Raw genomic sequence first — 17026 nt, 5'->3', positions numbered from 1 at the left:
CATACACCCGGCCGTACAAACGATCGAGCCCTGCGTCAAGAAGGAGCAGCCCCAGGCGATCACGGTCGCGAGCTTCGTCGCCAACATGGGCAAGCTGATTGCATTCACCGCGCCGGTCGTCTAATCTGCCCTGAACAGGCCCTGGATCATGCAGAAAGCGCTTCGTGCCATTCGCGGCGACATCACCACGCTGCAGGTCGATGCCATCGTCAATGCGGCCAATTCGTCGCTGCTCGGCGGCGGCGGTGTCGATGGCGCCATCCACCGCGCCGCGGGGCCCGAGCTCCTGCATGAATGCCGCCTGCTGTCGGGCTGCAAGACCGGCGACGCCAAGCTGACCCGGGGCTACCGGCTGCCGGCGCGCTTCGTCATCCACACCGTCGGGCCGGTCTGGCGCGGCGGTGCGAGCGGCGAGCCGGAACTGCTGGCCTCGTGCTACCGGAAGTCGATGGAAATCGCCGGGCAGCATGGCGTTCGCAGCATCGCGTTCCCCTCGATCAGCACGGGCATCTACGGTTACCCGGTCGACCTCGCGGCGCCCATCGCGGTGGCCACGGTCCGCGCGGCGCTGGCTGCGAGTGCCAGCGTGCAGGAGGCGACGTTCTGCTGCTTCTCGGACGCGGACCTCGCGGTGTACGAAGCGGCGCTTGCAGCGGCGGGGCCCGCATAGGGCAGGCCCCGCCCGCGCCTTACTTCGCCGCCTCCACCTTCACGCGCGCATTCGGCGTCTCGCCGAACATCTCGGGCGCGTACATCGCCTCGACGCGGCTCGGCGGCAGCGCGAAGTCGCCCACGTTGTTGAGGCGCACGGTGTATTCGATCTTCACGACGCCCTTGGGGAGGTACTCGTAGTAGCTGCGGAAGGCCTCGAAGCTGCGCTCCTCGAAGGCCAGCCAGCCGGCGCCCGACTTGCGCTCGCCCTGCGTGGCGATCTGCGAGTCGCGGCCAAGACCCGTGCCCAGGATGGTGGCGCCGCCCGGGATCGGGTCGCTCACCACGACCCAGGTCATGTCGGTGCTGGCGTTCACCTCGACGGTCACGCGCAGCACGTCGCCGCGCGTGTACTTGCCCGCGGTGGCCTGCTCGACCGGCGTGATGGTCTTCTTGATGGCATAGCCGGCGGCGAACGGCGCCTTCAATTGCACCGCGGCAATCGACTGCATCGTGAGCCAGGGCTTGCCGCTGCCCTGCTGCGTGACCAGCAGCGTGTCGCGCACCGGCGCGCCGGCAGGCGAGGCGGCCCAGGGCAGGAACATGGTGTTGTTCTTCAGGTTGCCCGGCGACGCGGGCGCGCCGAAGAAGGTGCTCTGGTTGGGCGCGCCGGCCGCGTCGGTGGTCTTCACGCGCTCGACGCTGCGCCAGTCGACCTGCGCCTTCACGGCGCCGAGCGTGGCGGCCGTGACGCCGGCCACCGGCGTGCTTTCGAACACCTTCGAGAACTTCTCGAGCGCGAGCCCGCCCCACAGGTTGGCGGTGGTGGTGTGCCAGGCGCCGTTCTGCTGGCGGCCGATGAAGCCGTTGGCGAGTTTGCCGATGTCGTCCTTCCAGGCCGGGTCGTCCATCACGCTGAGCAGGAGGCGCGCGGTGTTGACGTCGCCGTTGGTCATGAGCCACCACCAGTAGTCGTCCTGCTCGGTGCTGAAGACCAGCTTGGTGCCCTGGTAGGACAGGCGCGCCTTGAGCACGTTGTTGGCTTCATCGAGCCGCTGCTGGCGCTGCGGCACGTCCTGCACGCGTTTCAGGATGTTGAGCCAGTCGATCACGGCGCTGGTGGGCCACTGGTTCGGCGCGATGGTGATGCTGCCGAGCATGCTGCCCTTGGCCGCGCCGTAGCGCGACAGGGCCTCGAGCGCGGCGAGCTTGCGCACGTCCAGGTCCTTGCGCGGGCTCCAGAACTCGCGCTGGATGCGGCCTTCGACAAAGGCGATGAGGCCCGACTCCATCGGCGCGCGCGCCGCGTCGGGCAGCGCAAAGGCGGGGTTCAGCGCCGCCGCCTCGTGCGTGGCTGCCAAGAGGTACGAGGTAAGGATGTCGCTGCCTCGGTTGGACTCGCCGTCGCGCGGCGGAAAGTAACTGGCCAGGCCATCGCTGTCGAGGTAGGTCGGCAACTGGGCCAGCACGCCTTGCCACATCTTCGCGTCGCGCAGGCCGACCGACTTGCTGGTCTTCTGCTCGAGGCAGATGAACGGATAGTTGGCGAACCAGTCGCGCACGCCCGGCAGGCCTTCGGCCAGCCTGGGCTGCAGCGCGAGCTTCAGCCCGCCGCGGCCGGGCAGGGCATCGGCGGGCGGTGCCACGTCGATGGTGAAGGGGCCGTCGAGCTGCACCAGCGTGGCCTGCTGCACCGTGAGCGGCACCGAGGGCACGATGCGCTGGCGCACCTTGAGCGCATCGCGTGCGCCGCCAAGGGTGTCCTTGGCCTCGATCTCCCAGAGGATGGCTTCGGCGCGCGTCTGCGCGAGCTGCGCGGGCGCGGTCACGGTCCATGCGACTTCGCGCGCTTCGCCGGCCGGGATGTCCACCGTCTGCGGCTCGAGCGTGAGCAGCGTGGCGCGCGGCGCAGCCTCCACCTTCATCGGCTTTTGCGTGGTGTTGCGCAGCGTGATCTGGGCGCGGAACTGGTCGTCCTCGCGCACCAGCGGCGGCAGGCCGCTGATGATCTGCAGGTCCTGCGTGGCCTGGATGCTGGCCTGGCCGGTGCCGAACAGGCTGGTGCCCGAATCGGCCACGGCCACGATCCTGAAGGTGGTGAGCGCATCGTTGAGCGGCACCGTCACCACGGCCTGGCCGTTGGCGTCGAGCACCACCTTCGGGTTCCACAGCAGGAGGGTGTCGAGCAGCTCGCGCGTCTGGCCCTTGCCGCCGCCGCCGCCCGCGGGAACGGCCTTGCGCCCGTAGTGGCGCCGGCCGACGATTTCCATCTGCGCGGTGGAGGTGGAAACACCCCAGTTGCGCCGCTGCAGCATCGCGTTGAGCAGGTTCCAGCTGTCGTTGGGCATCAGCTCCAGCAGCGCCTGGTCGACCGCGGCCAGGGCCACTTCGGCGCCGGCCGCGGGCTTGCCGTCGGGCAGCTTGGCGGAGATGGTGATCTGCGCCTTGCTGCGCACCGGGTAGCTGGGCTTGTCGCTGGTGACGGTCACGTCGATCTGGTGCGCGCGCGTGCCGACGCGGATCTCGGCCATGCCCAGTCGGTACGCGGGCTTGCTGAGGTCGACCATCGCGGTGGGCGCGACGTATTCCTTGCCTTCGTACCAGAAGGCGGTCCACCACTCGCGCGGCGCCTTGAAGCCCCAGGTGAAGAAGCTGTACCACGGCACCTCGCGCAGGCGACCGCGCAGCGCAAGCACGCTCACGTAGGCGTTCGGCCCCCATTCGGGCCTGACCTGCAGGCTCACGGTCGGGTCCTTGCCGTCGAGCTGCACCACGTGGGTCTCGATGATGCCTTCGCGTTCCACCGACACCAGCGCGGTGGCAAAGCGGAAGGGGCTGCGCACCTGGAACTTGGCGACTTCGCCGGGCTGGTAGCTCTTTTTCTCGGGCAGCACGTCGATGCGGTCGTTGTCCTCGCCGCCGAACCAGAGTTCGCCCTGCTTGGTCACGTACACCGAGCTGGCGGCGCGGCTGTCGCGGCCTTCGCTGTCGGTGGCGCTGGCCACCAGCTCGACCTCGCCGGCTTCCTTGAGCTCGGACTCGCACAGCAGCAGGCCGCGCGCATCGCTCTTGCCGCTGCAGACGGTGCCGATGTCCTTCGTCTCGGTCTTGTTGTCGTAGGTGTAGAAGCCGCCCACCATGCGCTTGCGGCTGGTGGTGGTGATGCGCGCCACGGCGCGCACGTTGAGCGTGACGCCGGCCTGCGGCTTGCCCGAGAGGTCGAGCGCGAGCGCCTGGTACTTGAGCTTCTGGCTGGTCGAGACCCAGCCCTCGGTCTTGATGCCGGCAATCACCGAGGCCGGCCACAGCGTCTGCGTGCTGCGGATGGTCTGCACCTCGCCGTTCGGATCGGCATAGGTGGCTTCGAGCAACAGCTCGCGCGCGGCCTTGACCTTGGGCACCTTGTCGATCGTGACCTTGCCGGCGCCGTCCTTGTTGAGCGTGAGCGGCAGCTTGTCGGCGATCACGCGGGTGTCGCTGGCGCTGTTGATGTCTTCCTCGCCGCCCGCGGCGTCGGCGGCCGGCGCGGCGGGCGCCTGCGAACCTTCGGCCTGTACGCGCGGCGGGTTGAAGCTGAAGGCCTCGTGGTCGGCAAAGCTCAGGCTCTTGCCGCGCACCATGGCCGACACGCGCACCGGCAGGTTGGCGGCGCCGCCGCCGGCCACGTAGTTGATCTGCACCTCGGCCGGCACCGAGGCCACGCTCACCAGCGGCTTCTTGTCGGTGGGCGCGATGCGGCCTTCGAGCACGGGCAGGCGGAATTCCTCGACACGGAACTGGCCGGTGGAGAAGCTGCGGTTATAGCCGTCGCCGCTTTCGCCTTCTTCTTCGGAGCCGCCGCCGTTCGCGTCCTTGCCCTTGCCGCTGCGCAGCATCACTTCGTACAGGCCGAGCTTGGCGGCCGGCGGAATGGCGAAGCTGTTCTCCGCACTCAGGCCGCCGGTCGGCGTCTTGCGCCAGGCCAGCGGCTGCGTGAAGCGCTGGCCGCTGCCGGTGTGGGTGACGACCAGCGTGTCGGGCCGGTTCTCGGGCAGGCCGAAGCCCTTGCTGGTCTGGGTGCGGATCAGGTGCTTCATCGACACCGTTTCGCCGGCGCGCAGCAGGGTGCGGTCGAAAATGGTGTGGGCCACGCGGTCGGGCTCGGCCTGCAGGCTGGTGGGCACGTTGAAGCGCCAGGGCTCGATGCCGCGCTGCCAGTCGCTCCAGGTGAAGGCCAGGTCCTCCACGCCCTTGTCGTCCTTGGCGCGGGCGCTGACGAACCAGGCACCCGTGTTGTATTCGTCCGGGCCGTTGCAGTTGGGCGCGTCGGGCGCGACGCCCGTGAGGTGGGCGATGCCGTTGGCGTCGGTGGTGCCCGATGCAACGGCAACGCCGCGGCAGTCGGAGACGCGCACCTCGGCGTTCGGCACCACCTTGCCCTTGTCGAGCGTGGTGACCCAGGCCATCGAGTTCTCGCGCCCGAGCTTGAAGTGCACCGCCAGGTTGGTGGCCAGCGCGGTGGTGCGCACGTACATCGTGCGGCTGGCGCCGTAGCGCTCGTCGAGCAGCGCGTCGCCGAGCTTTTGCGACGCGATCTCGAGCACGTGGAAGCCCGGCGTCAGCGGAATGCCGATGACCTCGAAGGGCCGCGGATCGCCGCTCTCGGCCTTGGGCATGTCGAGCGCCTTCACGCCCGGCTGGCCCGCCAGAAGCGACAGCATGCGGCTTTGCACGCGGCTGCGCTCGCTGTTTTCGACGACGGCGGGCAGCGCGCCCTTGATGTCCTTGCGCGCCTGTTCGCGGCTCACGGTGTATTCGTCGTAGCGGCGCACCTTGCGGAACCACGCGATGATCTCGGCGTCGGTCTTCGGGTTCATGTCACTGACCTTGCCGGGCGTCAGCGCCTGCACCATCAGCGCGGGTTCGACGCGCCGCACGGTCACCGGCATCATCGCCGGCGTGCCGGGTTCGGCCAGCCGCTCGACCACGCCGAAGGGCGAGGCGGCGAACTTGGCCAGCGGCGGCATCGCGCCGGTGGCCACCTTCAGTGGAAAGCTGCCCGGCGAGGCCAGCGGCCGGCCCGAGGCGTCCTCGAACTTGGCGGGCAGTTCGATGGTGAACTGGGTGTCTTCGGCGAACGGCGGGCCGAAGCTCGCGGCGCTGACGACGTCGTCTTCGCTCGGCGTGCCGCCGTCGTTCTCGAGCGTGGCGGCGATCGACTTGCCGCCGCCCTTGAGCTGGATCTGCGAAGCCATCTTGCGCGTGACCGGCGCGTTGAACTGCAGTTGCATCGGCCGCAGCGGCAGGCAGGCGGCCTGGGCGTTCTCGCGCTCGCAGCTGAAAGACACCGCGAAAGGTTCGCGCACCTGGAAGCTCAGGCGGCGCTCCACGTTGTTGGCCACGCCCGACGGCGTGGCCACGCCCTTGCCGTAGACGACCTGCACCTTGCTGCCCGGCGTGAGCGTGCGGTTGCATTGCAGTGCAATGAAGCGCAGCGGGTCCTTGGCGGCTTCCTTCTCGCGGCCGAAGGCCTTCAGGAGCCCGGCGCGCTGCTCGCCTTCGAGCAGCCGCACGGGAATGCGCTCGCCGATGCCGTCGGCCGCGCACCAGACGTTCTGGCGCACGCTCTCCACGGTGGCCGCGCCGTTGAGCTCGAGCACGAACATCTGCTGCTCGTCGATCCGGCCATAGCTGCCCGGCATGTAGTTGCGCACGAACGGTCCGCCGCTATTGAATTGATAGCGCTCCGGCCCGGTCAGCTCCCCACCCGAGGCGGGCTTGAAGCCGGCAATCCGCGTCACGGTGCAGCGCACGCCGGGCGGCAGGTCGTTCTCGAAGTCCCAGACCCAGGCCTTCGCATCGGTCCAGCGGCCGGTGCCCTTGGCGGCCTGCGCGTCGGTGCAGCTCACGGCGAGCGGCGCGGGCGCCTTCGGGTTGCCGAAGTTGACGGCCGGCTGGTCGAACTTGGCGACCACCTGGCGAACGCGCGCCACTTCGCCCTGCGGCGTCAGGCTGGTGATCTGGAGGGCAAGGGCCGGGCCGGCGAGCAAGGCGCTGCCGGCCAGAAGCAGCGCTGGAATGATTCTTTTCAATTTTTTCTCCACCTGGAAGCAGCGCGCAGCGTAGCCGATTTGAATGGCGCTCCGGCAGTGCCAGGAGTCATATGCCTCGGCCGCTCTTCATACAATCGGCACTGTCGTGCGTGCGCCGCGCAGACCGCCACCAAGACCTCGCCGCCGACCGATGAAACGCTACTGGGAAATAGACGCCTTGCGCGGGCTGATGCTCGTGCTGATGACCGTCACCCATCTGCCGACCCGCCTGACCGATCCGCTGGGCCAGCCCTTCGGCTTCGTCTCGGCCGCCGAGGGCTTCGTGCTGCTGTCGGCCTTCGTGGCCGGGCTGGTCTACAGCCGCATCGGCTACGTACGCGGCGTCGACCCGATGCGCCAGGCCTTCTGGCGGCGCGTGCTCAAGGTGTACCTGTGCCAGGCGGCGATCCTGCTGTTCCTGTTCACCGTGATTGCCGCGCTCGGGCTGCACATCGACCAGCCCGCGGTGAAGAACCTGATGTCCTACTACCTGGCCGAGCCGCGCGACGGGTTTCTCTTCGGGCTGCTGCTGATCTACGAGCCCGCGCTGCTCGACATCCTGCCGATGTACATCTTCTTCATGCTGATGAGCCCCTGGGTGCTGGCCTTTGCCATGCGCCACGGCTGGACGCTGGTGATGGCCGCCAGCGTCGCCTTGTGGGCGCTCGCGCAGTTCGGCCTCAGCGAATGGATCTACGGGCTGGCGGTGCACTACCTCGGCCTGCCGGTTCCGTTCCACGAAATGGGCGCCTTCAACAGCTACGCCTGGCAGTTCCTGTGGTTTGCGGGCCTGTGCCTCGGCGCCGGCCGCAACCTGCCCGATGCGCGGCCGCTGCGCTTTCCGGCCTGGCTGTGGATGCCCGCGCTGGCCATTGCGCTCTACGGCTTCTGGTGGCGCCACCACGGCATCAACGGACAGGCGCCGTTCGGCGGCGACGTGGAACTGAACCTGCTGTTCGACAAGTGGCAGCTCGGGCCGCTGCGCCTCGTGAATCTGGTGGCGCTGGGCATCCTGGCGGTGCGCTTCGGGCCCGGGCTCATGCGCAGGATTCCGCGACTGCACTGGCTCGAGGCCATGGGCGCAGCCTCGCTGCCGGTGTTCTGCGCGCACCTGGTGGCGGTGCTGCTGGTGCTGGCCTTCTACGGCGACAGCCAGACCGCCCGGCCCTGGTGGGGCGACGGCCTGCTGCTGCTCACGGTGTTCGCGGGCATGTACGCGGTGGCGCGCTTCACGCGCGGGGCCGACCTGCCGCCGCCGGCGGAAGACGTGCCGACGGAGACCGCGCGGGCCTGAGCCAGGCCAGGAGCGCCGCTCAGGGCAGGGCAGACGCCGGCGCCGCGACCGGCACGGGTGCCGGCGCGGCGCCTGGCAGGTAGCCCGCGATGATCGACTGCCAGAGCCGATAGCCCTCGTCGGTCATGTGCAGCCGGTCGCTCCTGAACAGCTCCGGCCGCGGCCGGCCGTCGGCGCCGAGCATCGGCGTGAAGATGTCGATGTATTCGCTGGCGGGCAGCCGGTTGAGGTAGGCCGAGATCACGTTGTTGGTTTCGCGGATCTGCGGCATCAGGTGCTCGCGCGAGGGGCTCGGCTTGATCGAGATGAAGCTGATGCGCGTGTTCGGCAGCTCGGCGCGCACCGCATTGGCAAAGCGCGCAAAGCTCTCGAGCACCTGCAGCGGCGTGCGGCCCTCGGCCAGGTCGTTGTCGCCGGCGTACACCAGCACCTGCCGCGGCCTGTAGCGCACCACCAGGTCGCGCGCGAACAGGCTGCAATCGCCCAGGGTCGAGCCGCCGAAGCCGCGGTTGACGATGCCGGGCACCTGGCGGAAATCCTGCGCGAGGCTTTTCCACATGCGCACGGTGGAACTGCCCACGAACACCACGCCGCCGGGCGCCGGGAACTGCTGCTGGTCGGCCCGGAAGAAGGCGGCCAGCTCGTTGTGCCAGCGCGCCTTGGCCGCGAGGTATTCGGAGGAGGAGGCGGCGGCATCGGCCGCCGTGCTGTCCAGCGACTCGTAGGGCAGGACGGCGTTGTGGTTCTGGGCCTGCGAGGCGAGTGCGGTTGTCAGCAGCAGCGCGGCGGCCAGCGCGGTTTTCATCGAAGGCATCGGAAAGGCGGAACGCTGATCGGATCGTATCCGCGGATTGTGGGGCATGAAGCGTTGGGCCCTGATGCGGCAGTGCCACGCTATCCAGCCCCGCCCGAAGCCCCCCTCAAGAAACATTCCGCAACGTATACTGCCCCGCAAAATCGGAGCGGGGCGCACAGGCGTGCGGGCGGGGAAATGAAGCAAATAGCGATCGTCGTCGCGCTCTGCGTGGGCGCGTGGTACTTTTTCATCGGCGGGCGCAAGCTCGACGAAACCATGGTGCGCAAGTACTACGAGAAAGAGGCGCACGCCATCTACTCGCGCGATGCCGAGCAACTGTGCAAGCAGCTCAGCAAGAAGGCCGTGATCCAGAGCAAGACGATCATGATGGGCCGCACGCAGGAGAGCACCAGCGACCGCGAGCAGGCCTGCGACGGCATCCGCAAGTCTTTCAAGATGTTCGAGTCGGTGGGCGAGCGCATGGGCGGCATCCTCACCATCGAATACGAGTACCACATCGACAGCATCGAAGTGGCGAGCGACCGCAAGAGCGCCACCGTCGAAGGCACCAGCGTGCTGAAGATGGGCGAGGCGGCCATGCAGTTCAAGAGCAGCTTCACCCAGCGGCTGGAGCGCGAACTGGGCCAGATGCGGCTCGTGCGCGGCGACGACGTCACGGTGGTGCGCCTGGGCGGGCGCGGCGCCATGAGCCAGAGCGACTTCTTCAAGTAAGCAGGCACCGCCATCATGCTCGCCAACGACTCGCTCCCCCCTCCGCCGCCTTTCTGGCACCGCCTCAACAGCTTCTTCGCGTTTCCGTTCCAGCTGCGGCCGTTCATGTACGGCCTGGTGCTCGCGTTCTGCAGCCTGCTGTTCGAGGCCATTCCTTTTCTGCATCCCGGCTTGTCGCTGATCGTGATCGAACTGGGCATCGTGCTGGCGGCCAGCCGCTACGGCTTCAAGGTCACGGCGCTCGGTTCGCGCGGCATCTGGCGCTCGGCCGATTTTCCGCGCGAGCTGAATGAAGACTGGGTCAACCTGCCCTGGAAGCTGTTTGCCATCTCGGTGGTGCAGGGCGCCCTGATCGGCTGGCTCGCCTGGTACGAACCGGTGCTGGGCACCGTCGGGGTGTTCGTGGTGTCGTTCACCTTTCCGGCCGCGGTGATCGTGCTGGTGCAGTCGGGCAGCTTCTTCCAGGCCATGAACCCCGGCCACGTGATGGATGCGATGCGCATCATCGGGTGGCCCTATGCGCTGCTGTGCTTCTTCCTGTTCCTGCTGAGCGCGGGCGCGCAGATTGCCATCGGCATGCTGCTGCCGATGATCGACGGCCTGATCGTGCTGCCGATCGCCAATTTCGCGTTCATCTACTTCGGCTGGGTCATGGCGAGCCTGCTGGGCTACGTGATGTACCAGCACCACGACGCCTTCGGCATCGACCTGCTGCCCGGCGGCGGCGTGGACGACGGCGCGCCCGTGGATCGCCGCACGCCCGAGCAGATCGCCGCGCAGCGCACCGACGCCGAGGTGGCGCAACTGGTGACCGAGGGCGACGTGGCCGGCGCACTTGGCGTCGCCTACGAGGCGCAGCGCGTGGCGGCGGCCGACGACCTGGCGGCGCAGCGCCGCTACCACCGCGTGCTGCTGCTCGCCCCCGAGAAGGCGTCCACGCTGCTCGACCATGCGCGCCGCTTCATTCCGCTGCTGCTGCGGCGCGACCTGGCATCCGAGGCGCTCAAGGTCTTCAAGGCCTGCCGCGAAAAAGACAAGACCTTCGCGCTCGATGACGCCCCCACGGTCATGACGCTGGCCAAGGCCGAATGGCGCAACGGCGATGCGCATGCGGCGCTCGCGCTGCTGTCGGGTTTCGACCGGCGCTTTCGCGGCCATGCGGCCATTCCGCAAGCCTACGAACTGGCGGCCCGGGTGCTGGTGCAGGGGCTCGGCCGCGCCGACATGGCGCAGCCGATCCTGACGACGCTCGAATCGCGCTTTCCGGACAGCGAGCAGACGCAGGAAGTGCGCTGGCTGCTGCGGCCCACGGCCTGATTTTCAGCCGCGCTCAGGCGCGCTCGAGGGCGCGCGTCACCATGTCGTTGGGCGCGATCCGCAGCAGGTGCGGCAGCCAGCCGACGGCCATGTCGCGCTCGCCGGCATGCAGCAGGCCGTTGGCGCAGACCGACAGCGTGTCGGCCAGCTCCGGATGGTCGGGCGCGGTCTTCAGCAGCACGCGGCACAGCTTGTCGGCATCCTGGAACTGGCGCACGCGCGTGAAGCGGCGCGCCAGGCGGGCCATGTCGTCGGGCTTCAGGCGCGCGCCGGGCTTGGCCTGGTCGAGGTAGGTGATGTAGCTGGCGTGCTGCAGGGCCAGCGTGTCGGGGTCGGTGGCGGGCAGGCGGAAGATGCGGCGCGCGGCCTGGTGGAAGTCTTCGCCCGCGGGCTGCAGCCGGGCGGTGTTGAACCAGGCGCGCAGCGTGTCGGCGTCGCCGGGGCGCAATGCGGCGGCGGCGCGCCACTCGGCCGTGGCCGCTTCGAACTTCATGGCGGCGCCCAGCCGGCGTGCCGCGGCCACATGGCGGTCGAACTCTTCGTTGCCGTTCGATTGTTCCGACGCCACGGCATCCGGCGTCTTCACGCGGTTCAGCGCCATGGCGCAGGCCATCAGCGCCGCGCCCGTCAAGAGGCCGCCCAGGTGCGCCATGTAGGCAATGCCCTGGCCGCCCACCGCGTGCTGGAGCAATTCGTTGGCAATCCACGCCGGCAGCAGCAGCAGGGCCGGCGCCGTGACGTAGTTGAAATAGAAGAACAGCTGATAGAAGAACCGGATGCGCCGCAGCCGGTACATCACCGCGTACATGCCCATCAGCGCCGACACCGCGCCCGAGGCGCCCAGCCCGTAGCTGCCCTTGCCCGCGTAGGCCCAGTCGGCCAGCAGCGAAGCGCCCACCGCACCCAGGATGTAGAAGCTCAGGTACGTGCCGCGGCCCAGCGCCAGCTCGACCGAAAAGCCGAACAGGAAGAGGAACAGCATGTTGCCCAGCAGGTGCCCCGTGCTGCCGTGCAGGAAGGCGGCGGTGACCCAGGTCCAGGGCTTGGACTCCGCGTCCTTGGTGTAGTCCTGCGCCCAGCGTTCGGTGAACGGCGCGGGCTGCATCGATTCGTACTGCTGGCGGTCGCGCTTCCACTCGGCATACCGCGGGTTGGAGGGCGTGACCACGCCGTCTGCCCGCAGCTTTTGCAGGAACGTCTTTTCCTGCTGCATGCCGTCGAGCAGCGGCCCCGTCTGCTTGCGGGCCAGCAGCCGCTGGGCGGCCTTGGCGCGCGGCGATCGCGTTTCCTCGAGCCAGGCCACGAAGGGCGGCAGCTCCAGTTCGGGCAGCACGCTTTGCGCGTAATAGTGGGCCGCGCGTTCGTCGGCCTTTTCTTCACTGCGCTGCGGCCCCCAGAACACGATCATGTTCACGAGGATCAGCAGCACCGTCATCCACGGTGGATTGCGCCAGCTCGGCTTGTTCTCGAGCGGGATGGCGTAGAACAAGTGTTCCTCGGATCGGGTTGTCAGCCGATTCGAACGGCCGCGGAGCAGGCCATGCCGGTGCACCCGCGGAACCGGCTTTGCCGGGCTGCAGGGTGCGCCCCCCAGTGGGGGGCGGCGCCGCAGGCGCTTCGGGGGGTCATCCCAATCTTGCTCGGTGGCGCGCGATCTGCGCCTTCACTTGCGCCGGCGCGGTGCCGCCGAGGATGTTGCGCGCGTTGAGCGAGCCGCGCAGGCTCAGCACGTCGTACACGTCCTTCTCGATCTTCGGGTTGAACTGCTGCAGTACGGCCAGCGGCAGCTCCGCGAGGTCGACCTTGTGCGAGGTGGCGGCCTTCACCGCGTGGGCCACGGTTTCGTGCGCGTCGCGGAAGGGCAGGCCCTTCTTCACGAGGTAGTCGGCCAGGTCGGTGGCGGTGGCGTAGCCGCGCAGGGCGGCGGCTTCCATGGCCTCGGGCTTCACGGTGATGCCGCCGATCATCTCGGCAAAGATGCGCAGCGTGTCCTTGAGCGTGTCGACGGTGTCGAACAGCGGCTCCTTGTCTTCCTGGTTGTCCTTGTTGTAGGCCAGCGGCTGGCCCTTCATCAAGGTGATGAGCGCCATCAGGTGGCCGACCACGCGGCCGGTCTTGCCGCGCGCCAGCTCGGGCACGTCGGGGTTTTTCTTTTGCGGCATGATCGAAGAGCCGGTCGTGAAGCGGTCGGCAATCTGGATGAAGCCGAAGTTCTGGCTCATCCACAGGATCAGCTCCTCGCTCATGCGGCTGATGTGCACCATGCACAGGCTGGCGGCGGCGGTGAACTCGATGGCAAAGTCGCGGTCGCTCACGGCGTCCAGGCTGTTCTGGCACACACCGTCCATCTTCAGCGTTCTGGCGACGAGCTCGCGGTCGAGCGGGTAGCTGGTGCCGGCCAGCGCGGCGGCGCCCAGCGGCAGGCGGTTGACGCGCTTGCGCACGTCCTGCAGGCGCTCGGCGTCGCGGCTGAACATTTCCACGTAGGCCAGCATGTGGTGGCCAAAGCTCACCGGCTGCGCCACCTGCAGGTGCGTGAAGCCGGGCAGGATGACCTCGACGTTCTTCTCGGCGATGTCCACCAGAGACAGCTGCAGCGCCACCAGCAGCTCGGCGATCAGGTCGATCTCGCCGCGCAGCCACAGGCGCACGTCGGTTGCGACCTGGTCGTTGCGGCTGCGGCCGGTGTGCAGGCGCTTGCCGGCGTCGCCCACGAGCTGGGTCAGCCGGGCCTCGATGTTCAGGTGCACGTCTTCCAGGTCGAGCTTCCACTCGAAGGCGCCCGATTCGATTTCAGCGCGGATCTGCGCCATCCCACGCTCGATCTCGGCATGGTCCTGCTTGCCGATGATTCCCTGGGCGGCCAACATGCCGGCATGCGCCAGGGAGCCTTCGATGTCGGCCTGCCACAGGCGCTTGTCGAAGAAGACGCTCGCGGTGTAGCGCTTCACGAGGTCGCTCATGGGTTCGGAGAACAGGGCCGACCAGGCTTCGGATTTCTTGTCGAGTTGGTTTTGAGTCATGGGAGCCGTGGTAGAGGCAATAATGGGTCGGTTACCCGATGTATCTGTGATGCGCAATCCGGCGATTTTATCGGCCACCTCCACCCCCACGCCTGCGGCCCCGCCGGAAAGAGGGCGTTTGCCCGCGCGCGGCAGCCCCGGGCTGTTCGACGCCTGCCAGATCGGGGTGGTGCTGCGCGCGGTGCTCTTCGTGGAGGCGCTGGTGGCGACTGCCACGCTGTTCGTGTCGTCCTCCCCCGGCGAATGGCTGGTGCAGACCGCCACCGTCACGGGCGGCGCGCTGCCTGCCACGCTGCTGTGGCTGGTGGCGGCCTGCGGGCTCAAGAAGCCGCTCGGGCGGCTGCCGCGCCAGGCGCAGTACGCGGCCGGTGCCGCGCTGGGTGCCGTTTCCTCGCTCTATGGCTGCGGCCTCTTGCGGCTGACCGGCGTGCTGGGCACGGCGCCGTGGCTCGCCAGCGCCGTGGCGGGTGCCTTCATCGCAGGCATGGTGATGGCGGCGATGGTGCTGCGCGCGCGCGGCCAGACGCCGGCCGCCATGACGGCGCGGCTGGAAGAGCTGCAGTCGCGCATCCGCCCCCACTTTTTGTTCAACACGCTCAACAGCGCCATCGCGCTGGTGCGGGAGGAGCCCGCCAAGGCCGAGACCATGCTCGAAGACCTGGCCGAGCTGTTCCGCCAGGCGCTGGCCGATCCGGGGGAATCGGGCACGCTGGCCGACGAGATTGCGCTGGCCGAGCGCTACCTGGCCATCGAGCAGGTGCGCTTCGGCGACCGGTTGCGTATCCGCTGGGACCTCGATGCCGCGGCCAGCAGCGCGCGGCTGCCGCCATTGCTGCTGCAGCCGCTGGTCGAAAATGCCATCAAGCACGGCGTGGAGCCCAGTCCCGAGGGCGCCAAGCTGCGCATCCGCACCGAGCGCCGCGGCAGCGTGGTGGTGATCGAGGTGGTCAACAGCCTGCCGCCCTTGCGCTGGGCCGACGAGCCCCTGCCGCGCGGCCATGGCATTGCATTGGCCAACGTGCGGGACCGGCTGCGGCTCCTGCACGACATGCAGATGCAGTTCAGCGCCGGCATGGACCAGAAGAACTACCGCGTGCGCATTGCCATTCCCGCCGAATCATGACTCTGAAGACCCTGATCGTTGACGACGAAGCCCTGGCCCGCTCGCGCCTGCGCACGCTGCTGCGCGACTGCCGCTCGCCTGCCGCCGAAGTGGTGGCCGAGGCCGCCCAGGGCGCCGAGGCGCAGCGGCACCTGGAGAGCATGGCGCTCGACCTGGTGCTGCTCGACGTCCACATGCCCGGCGTCGACGGCATCGAGGTGGCGCGCGCCCTGCGGGGGCGGGCCGATGCGCCGGCCGTGGTGTTCGTCACCGCCCATGCGGCGCATGCCGTGACCGCCTTCGACCTCGACGCGGTCGACTACCTGACCAAGCCGGTGCGCGCCGAGCGCCTTCAGCAGGCGCTGCAGAAGGCCGAGCGCTTCCTGAAGGAGCGGCGCGCGCTGCAGGCCGACGCGCTGCAGGAAAGCGTGCTCATCCAGGACCGCGGCCGCGCCGAGCGGGTGCCGCTGTCGGAGGTGCTCTACCTGAAGTCCGAGTACAAGTACCTCACGGTGCGCACCGCCACGCGCAGCCACATCCTGGACGGTTCGCTGAACGAATTCGAGGAGCGCTATCCCACGCGCTTCCTGCGCGTGCACCGCAATGCGCTGGTGGCGCGCTCGGCCATCCGCGCACTCGAGAAATACGACGACGGGGAAGACGCCGAAGGCTGGGCCCTGCGGCTCGACGCGATTCCCGAACCGGTTGCGGTGTCGCGGCGACAATTGGCTGCAGTGCGCGAAGTGCTGAAGGAGGCGCGATGACCGATGACCACAAACCGGCCGGCGATGCCCCGGCCGCGCAGCCGCCCCCGGAGCCGCCGCCATCGCCGGCGGAGCCCCCCGCCGAGGTGCCGCCGGAACCCGTGCTGGCGTCCCCGCCCGAAGCCGTGCCGCCCGAGCTGCGGCCGGAACCGGAACGCCTGCTGCTGAACATGCCGGTCGACGTGCGCAGCGCCTCGCTGGTGGTGCTCGCCGTGCTGGCTGGTGTCTTCGCACTGCGATGGGGCCAGGCCGTGTTCATTCCGCTGATGCTGAGCCTGCTCCTGACCTACGCGCTGTCGCCGCTGGTCGAGCGGCTGCACCGCTTGCGGCTGCCGCGCTGGATCGGCGCGGCGCTGATCCTCGTCGGCCTGTTCGGCGGCCTGGGCTGGACCGGCTACTCGCTCTCGGGCAGCGCCACGCAACTGGTCGAATCGCTGCCCGTCGCGGCCCAGAAACTGGGGCAGGCCGTGCGCAGGAGCAAGAGCGCCAGCGCCACGCCGCTCGAAAACGTGCAGCAGGCGGCCGCGCAGCTTGAAAAGGCGGCCGAGGAAAACTCCGCGCGCGTCGCGGCCCGCAAGGGTGTCGCACGCGTGGTCATCGAGCGGCCGTCCTTCAATGTGCGCGACTACCTGCTGAGCGGCACCGTCGGCCTGCTCGAGGCGATCGGGCAGCTCACGCTGGTCGCCTTCCTGACCTACTTCGCGCTGTGCTCGGGCGACACCTTCCGGCGCAAGCTGATCAAGATCACCGGGCCGAGCCTGCAGAAGAAGAAGGTCACGGTGCATGTGCTCGACGACATCACCCGCAACATCGAGCGCTACCTGCTGGTGCAGATCCTGATCAGCGCGCTGGTGGGCGTGACGACCGGCCTTGCCTTCTGGGCCATCGGGGTCGAGAACGCCGCCGTGTGGGGAATCATCGCGGGCGTGACCAACCTCATTCCCTACGTCGGCTCGGTGATCGTGATGGTGGCCGCTGGGCTGGTGGCCTTCCTGCAGTTCAACAGCCTGGAGATGGGCATCCTGGTGGGTGGCGTGTCGCTCGCCATCCATACGCTGGTCGGCAACCTGCTGATGCCCTGGCTCACCAGCCGCACCAGCCGCATGAACCCGGTGGCCGTGTTCGTGGGGGTGATCTTCTGGGGCTGGCTCTGGGGCGTGTGGGGGCTGCTGCTGGGCATTCCGATCACCATGGTGATCAAGTCGATCTGCGACCGGGTCGAAGACCTGCAGCCGATCGGGGAGCTGCTCGGGGAGTAGGCTGGCGGAGCGGCGAA

The 17026-nt window shown here is 68.7% G+C and carries 11 protein-coding genes; 7 read left to right on the top strand and 4 right to left on the bottom strand.

Features of this window, described 5'->3' with window-relative positions:
* The first annotated feature begins 148 nt into the window (after nt 1–148).
* The gene (locus tag EJO66_RS01860) at nt 149–670 is read left to right on the top strand and encodes an O-acetyl-ADP-ribose deacetylase (protein WP_125964534.1); all 522 of its coding nucleotides are present in this window, start codon (nt 149–151) and stop codon (nt 668–670) included.
* Between the two features lie 19 nt (nt 671–689).
* Here the strand turns inward: EJO66_RS01860 and EJO66_RS01855 are convergent, their stop codons facing one another.
* Complete coding sequence (locus tag EJO66_RS01855; RefSeq protein ID WP_125964533.1) at nt 690–6722, bottom strand: alpha-2-macroglobulin family protein; 6033 nt, start codon at nt 6720–6722, stop codon at nt 690–692.
* Between the two features lie 151 nt (nt 6723–6873).
* Between EJO66_RS01855 and opgC the strand changes: the two genes are divergently transcribed.
* Nucleotides 6874–8016 carry an OpgC domain-containing protein gene (gene opgC, locus EJO66_RS01850; protein ID WP_124957231.1) on the top strand — a complete coding sequence of 381 codons (1143 nt, stop codon included), beginning with the start codon at nt 6874–6876 and terminating at the stop codon, nt 8014–8016.
* Between the two features lie 19 nt (nt 8017–8035).
* Here opgC and EJO66_RS01845 read toward each other — a convergent pair whose 3' ends face one another.
* Nucleotides 8036–8821 (bottom strand): SGNH/GDSL hydrolase family protein, encoded by a 786-nt coding sequence (locus tag EJO66_RS01845; protein ID WP_125964598.1) that lies wholly within the window; start codon nt 8819–8821, stop codon nt 8036–8038.
* A 186-nt stretch (nt 8822–9007) separates the two neighbouring features.
* Here EJO66_RS01845 and EJO66_RS01840 point away from each other — a divergent pair, with 186 nt between their 5' ends.
* The gene (locus EJO66_RS01840) at nt 9008–9544 is read left to right on the top strand and encodes a hypothetical protein (RefSeq protein ID WP_124957230.1); all 537 of its coding nucleotides are present in this window, start codon (nt 9008–9010) and stop codon (nt 9542–9544) included.
* 15 nt (nt 9545–9559) lie between these two features.
* Nucleotides 9560–10861: a tetratricopeptide repeat protein gene (locus EJO66_RS01835; RefSeq protein ID WP_124957229.1), complete on the top strand. Its 1302-nt coding sequence runs from the start codon at nt 9560–9562 to the stop codon at nt 10859–10861.
* A gap of 13 nt (nt 10862–10874) precedes the next feature.
* On the opposite strand, the gene EJO66_RS01830 is transcribed toward EJO66_RS01835, so the two are convergent.
* Together EJO66_RS01830 and argH are read right to left on the bottom strand one after the other, a co-directional pair.
* Nucleotides 10875–12350: a rhomboid family intramembrane serine protease gene (locus EJO66_RS01830; RefSeq protein ID WP_125964532.1), complete on the bottom strand. Its 1476-nt coding sequence runs from the start codon at nt 12348–12350 to the stop codon at nt 10875–10877.
* 136 nt (nt 12351–12486) lie between these two features.
* Nucleotides 12487–13884 (bottom strand): argininosuccinate lyase, encoded by a 1398-nt coding sequence (gene argH / locus EJO66_RS01825; RefSeq protein ID WP_124957227.1) that lies wholly within the window; start codon nt 13882–13884, stop codon nt 12487–12489.
* 22 nt (nt 13885–13906) lie between these two features.
* Here argH and EJO66_RS01820 point away from each other — a divergent pair, with 22 nt between their 5' ends.
* The 3 genes from EJO66_RS01820 to EJO66_RS01810 are packed head-to-tail and all read left to right on the top strand — an operon-like array spanning nt 13907 to nt 17009.
* Entirely contained in the window at nt 13907–15007 is a 1101-nt protein-coding gene (locus EJO66_RS01820) for a sensor histidine kinase (RefSeq protein WP_124957226.1), read from the top strand.
* Nucleotides 15004–15750, top strand: a complete 747-nt coding sequence (locus EJO66_RS01815; RefSeq protein ID WP_124957225.1) for a LytR/AlgR family response regulator transcription factor — start codon at nt 15004–15006, stop codon at nt 15748–15750. The genes EJO66_RS01820 and EJO66_RS01815 overlap by 4 nt, the downstream gene beginning before the upstream one ends.
* Nucleotides 15747–17009: an AI-2E family transporter gene (locus tag EJO66_RS01810; protein WP_125964531.1), complete on the top strand. Its 1263-nt coding sequence runs from the start codon at nt 15747–15749 to the stop codon at nt 17007–17009. The genes EJO66_RS01815 and EJO66_RS01810 overlap by 4 nt, the downstream gene beginning before the upstream one ends.
* The last annotated feature ends 17 nt before the right edge of the window (nt 17010–17026 follow it).

The sequence above is a fragment of the Variovorax beijingensis genome (assembly GCF_003951285.1).
Taxonomy (GTDB): domain Bacteria; phylum Pseudomonadota; class Gammaproteobacteria; order Burkholderiales; family Burkholderiaceae_C; genus Variovorax; species Variovorax beijingensis.
This window is presented reverse-complemented; position numbering and strand designations above follow the sequence as displayed.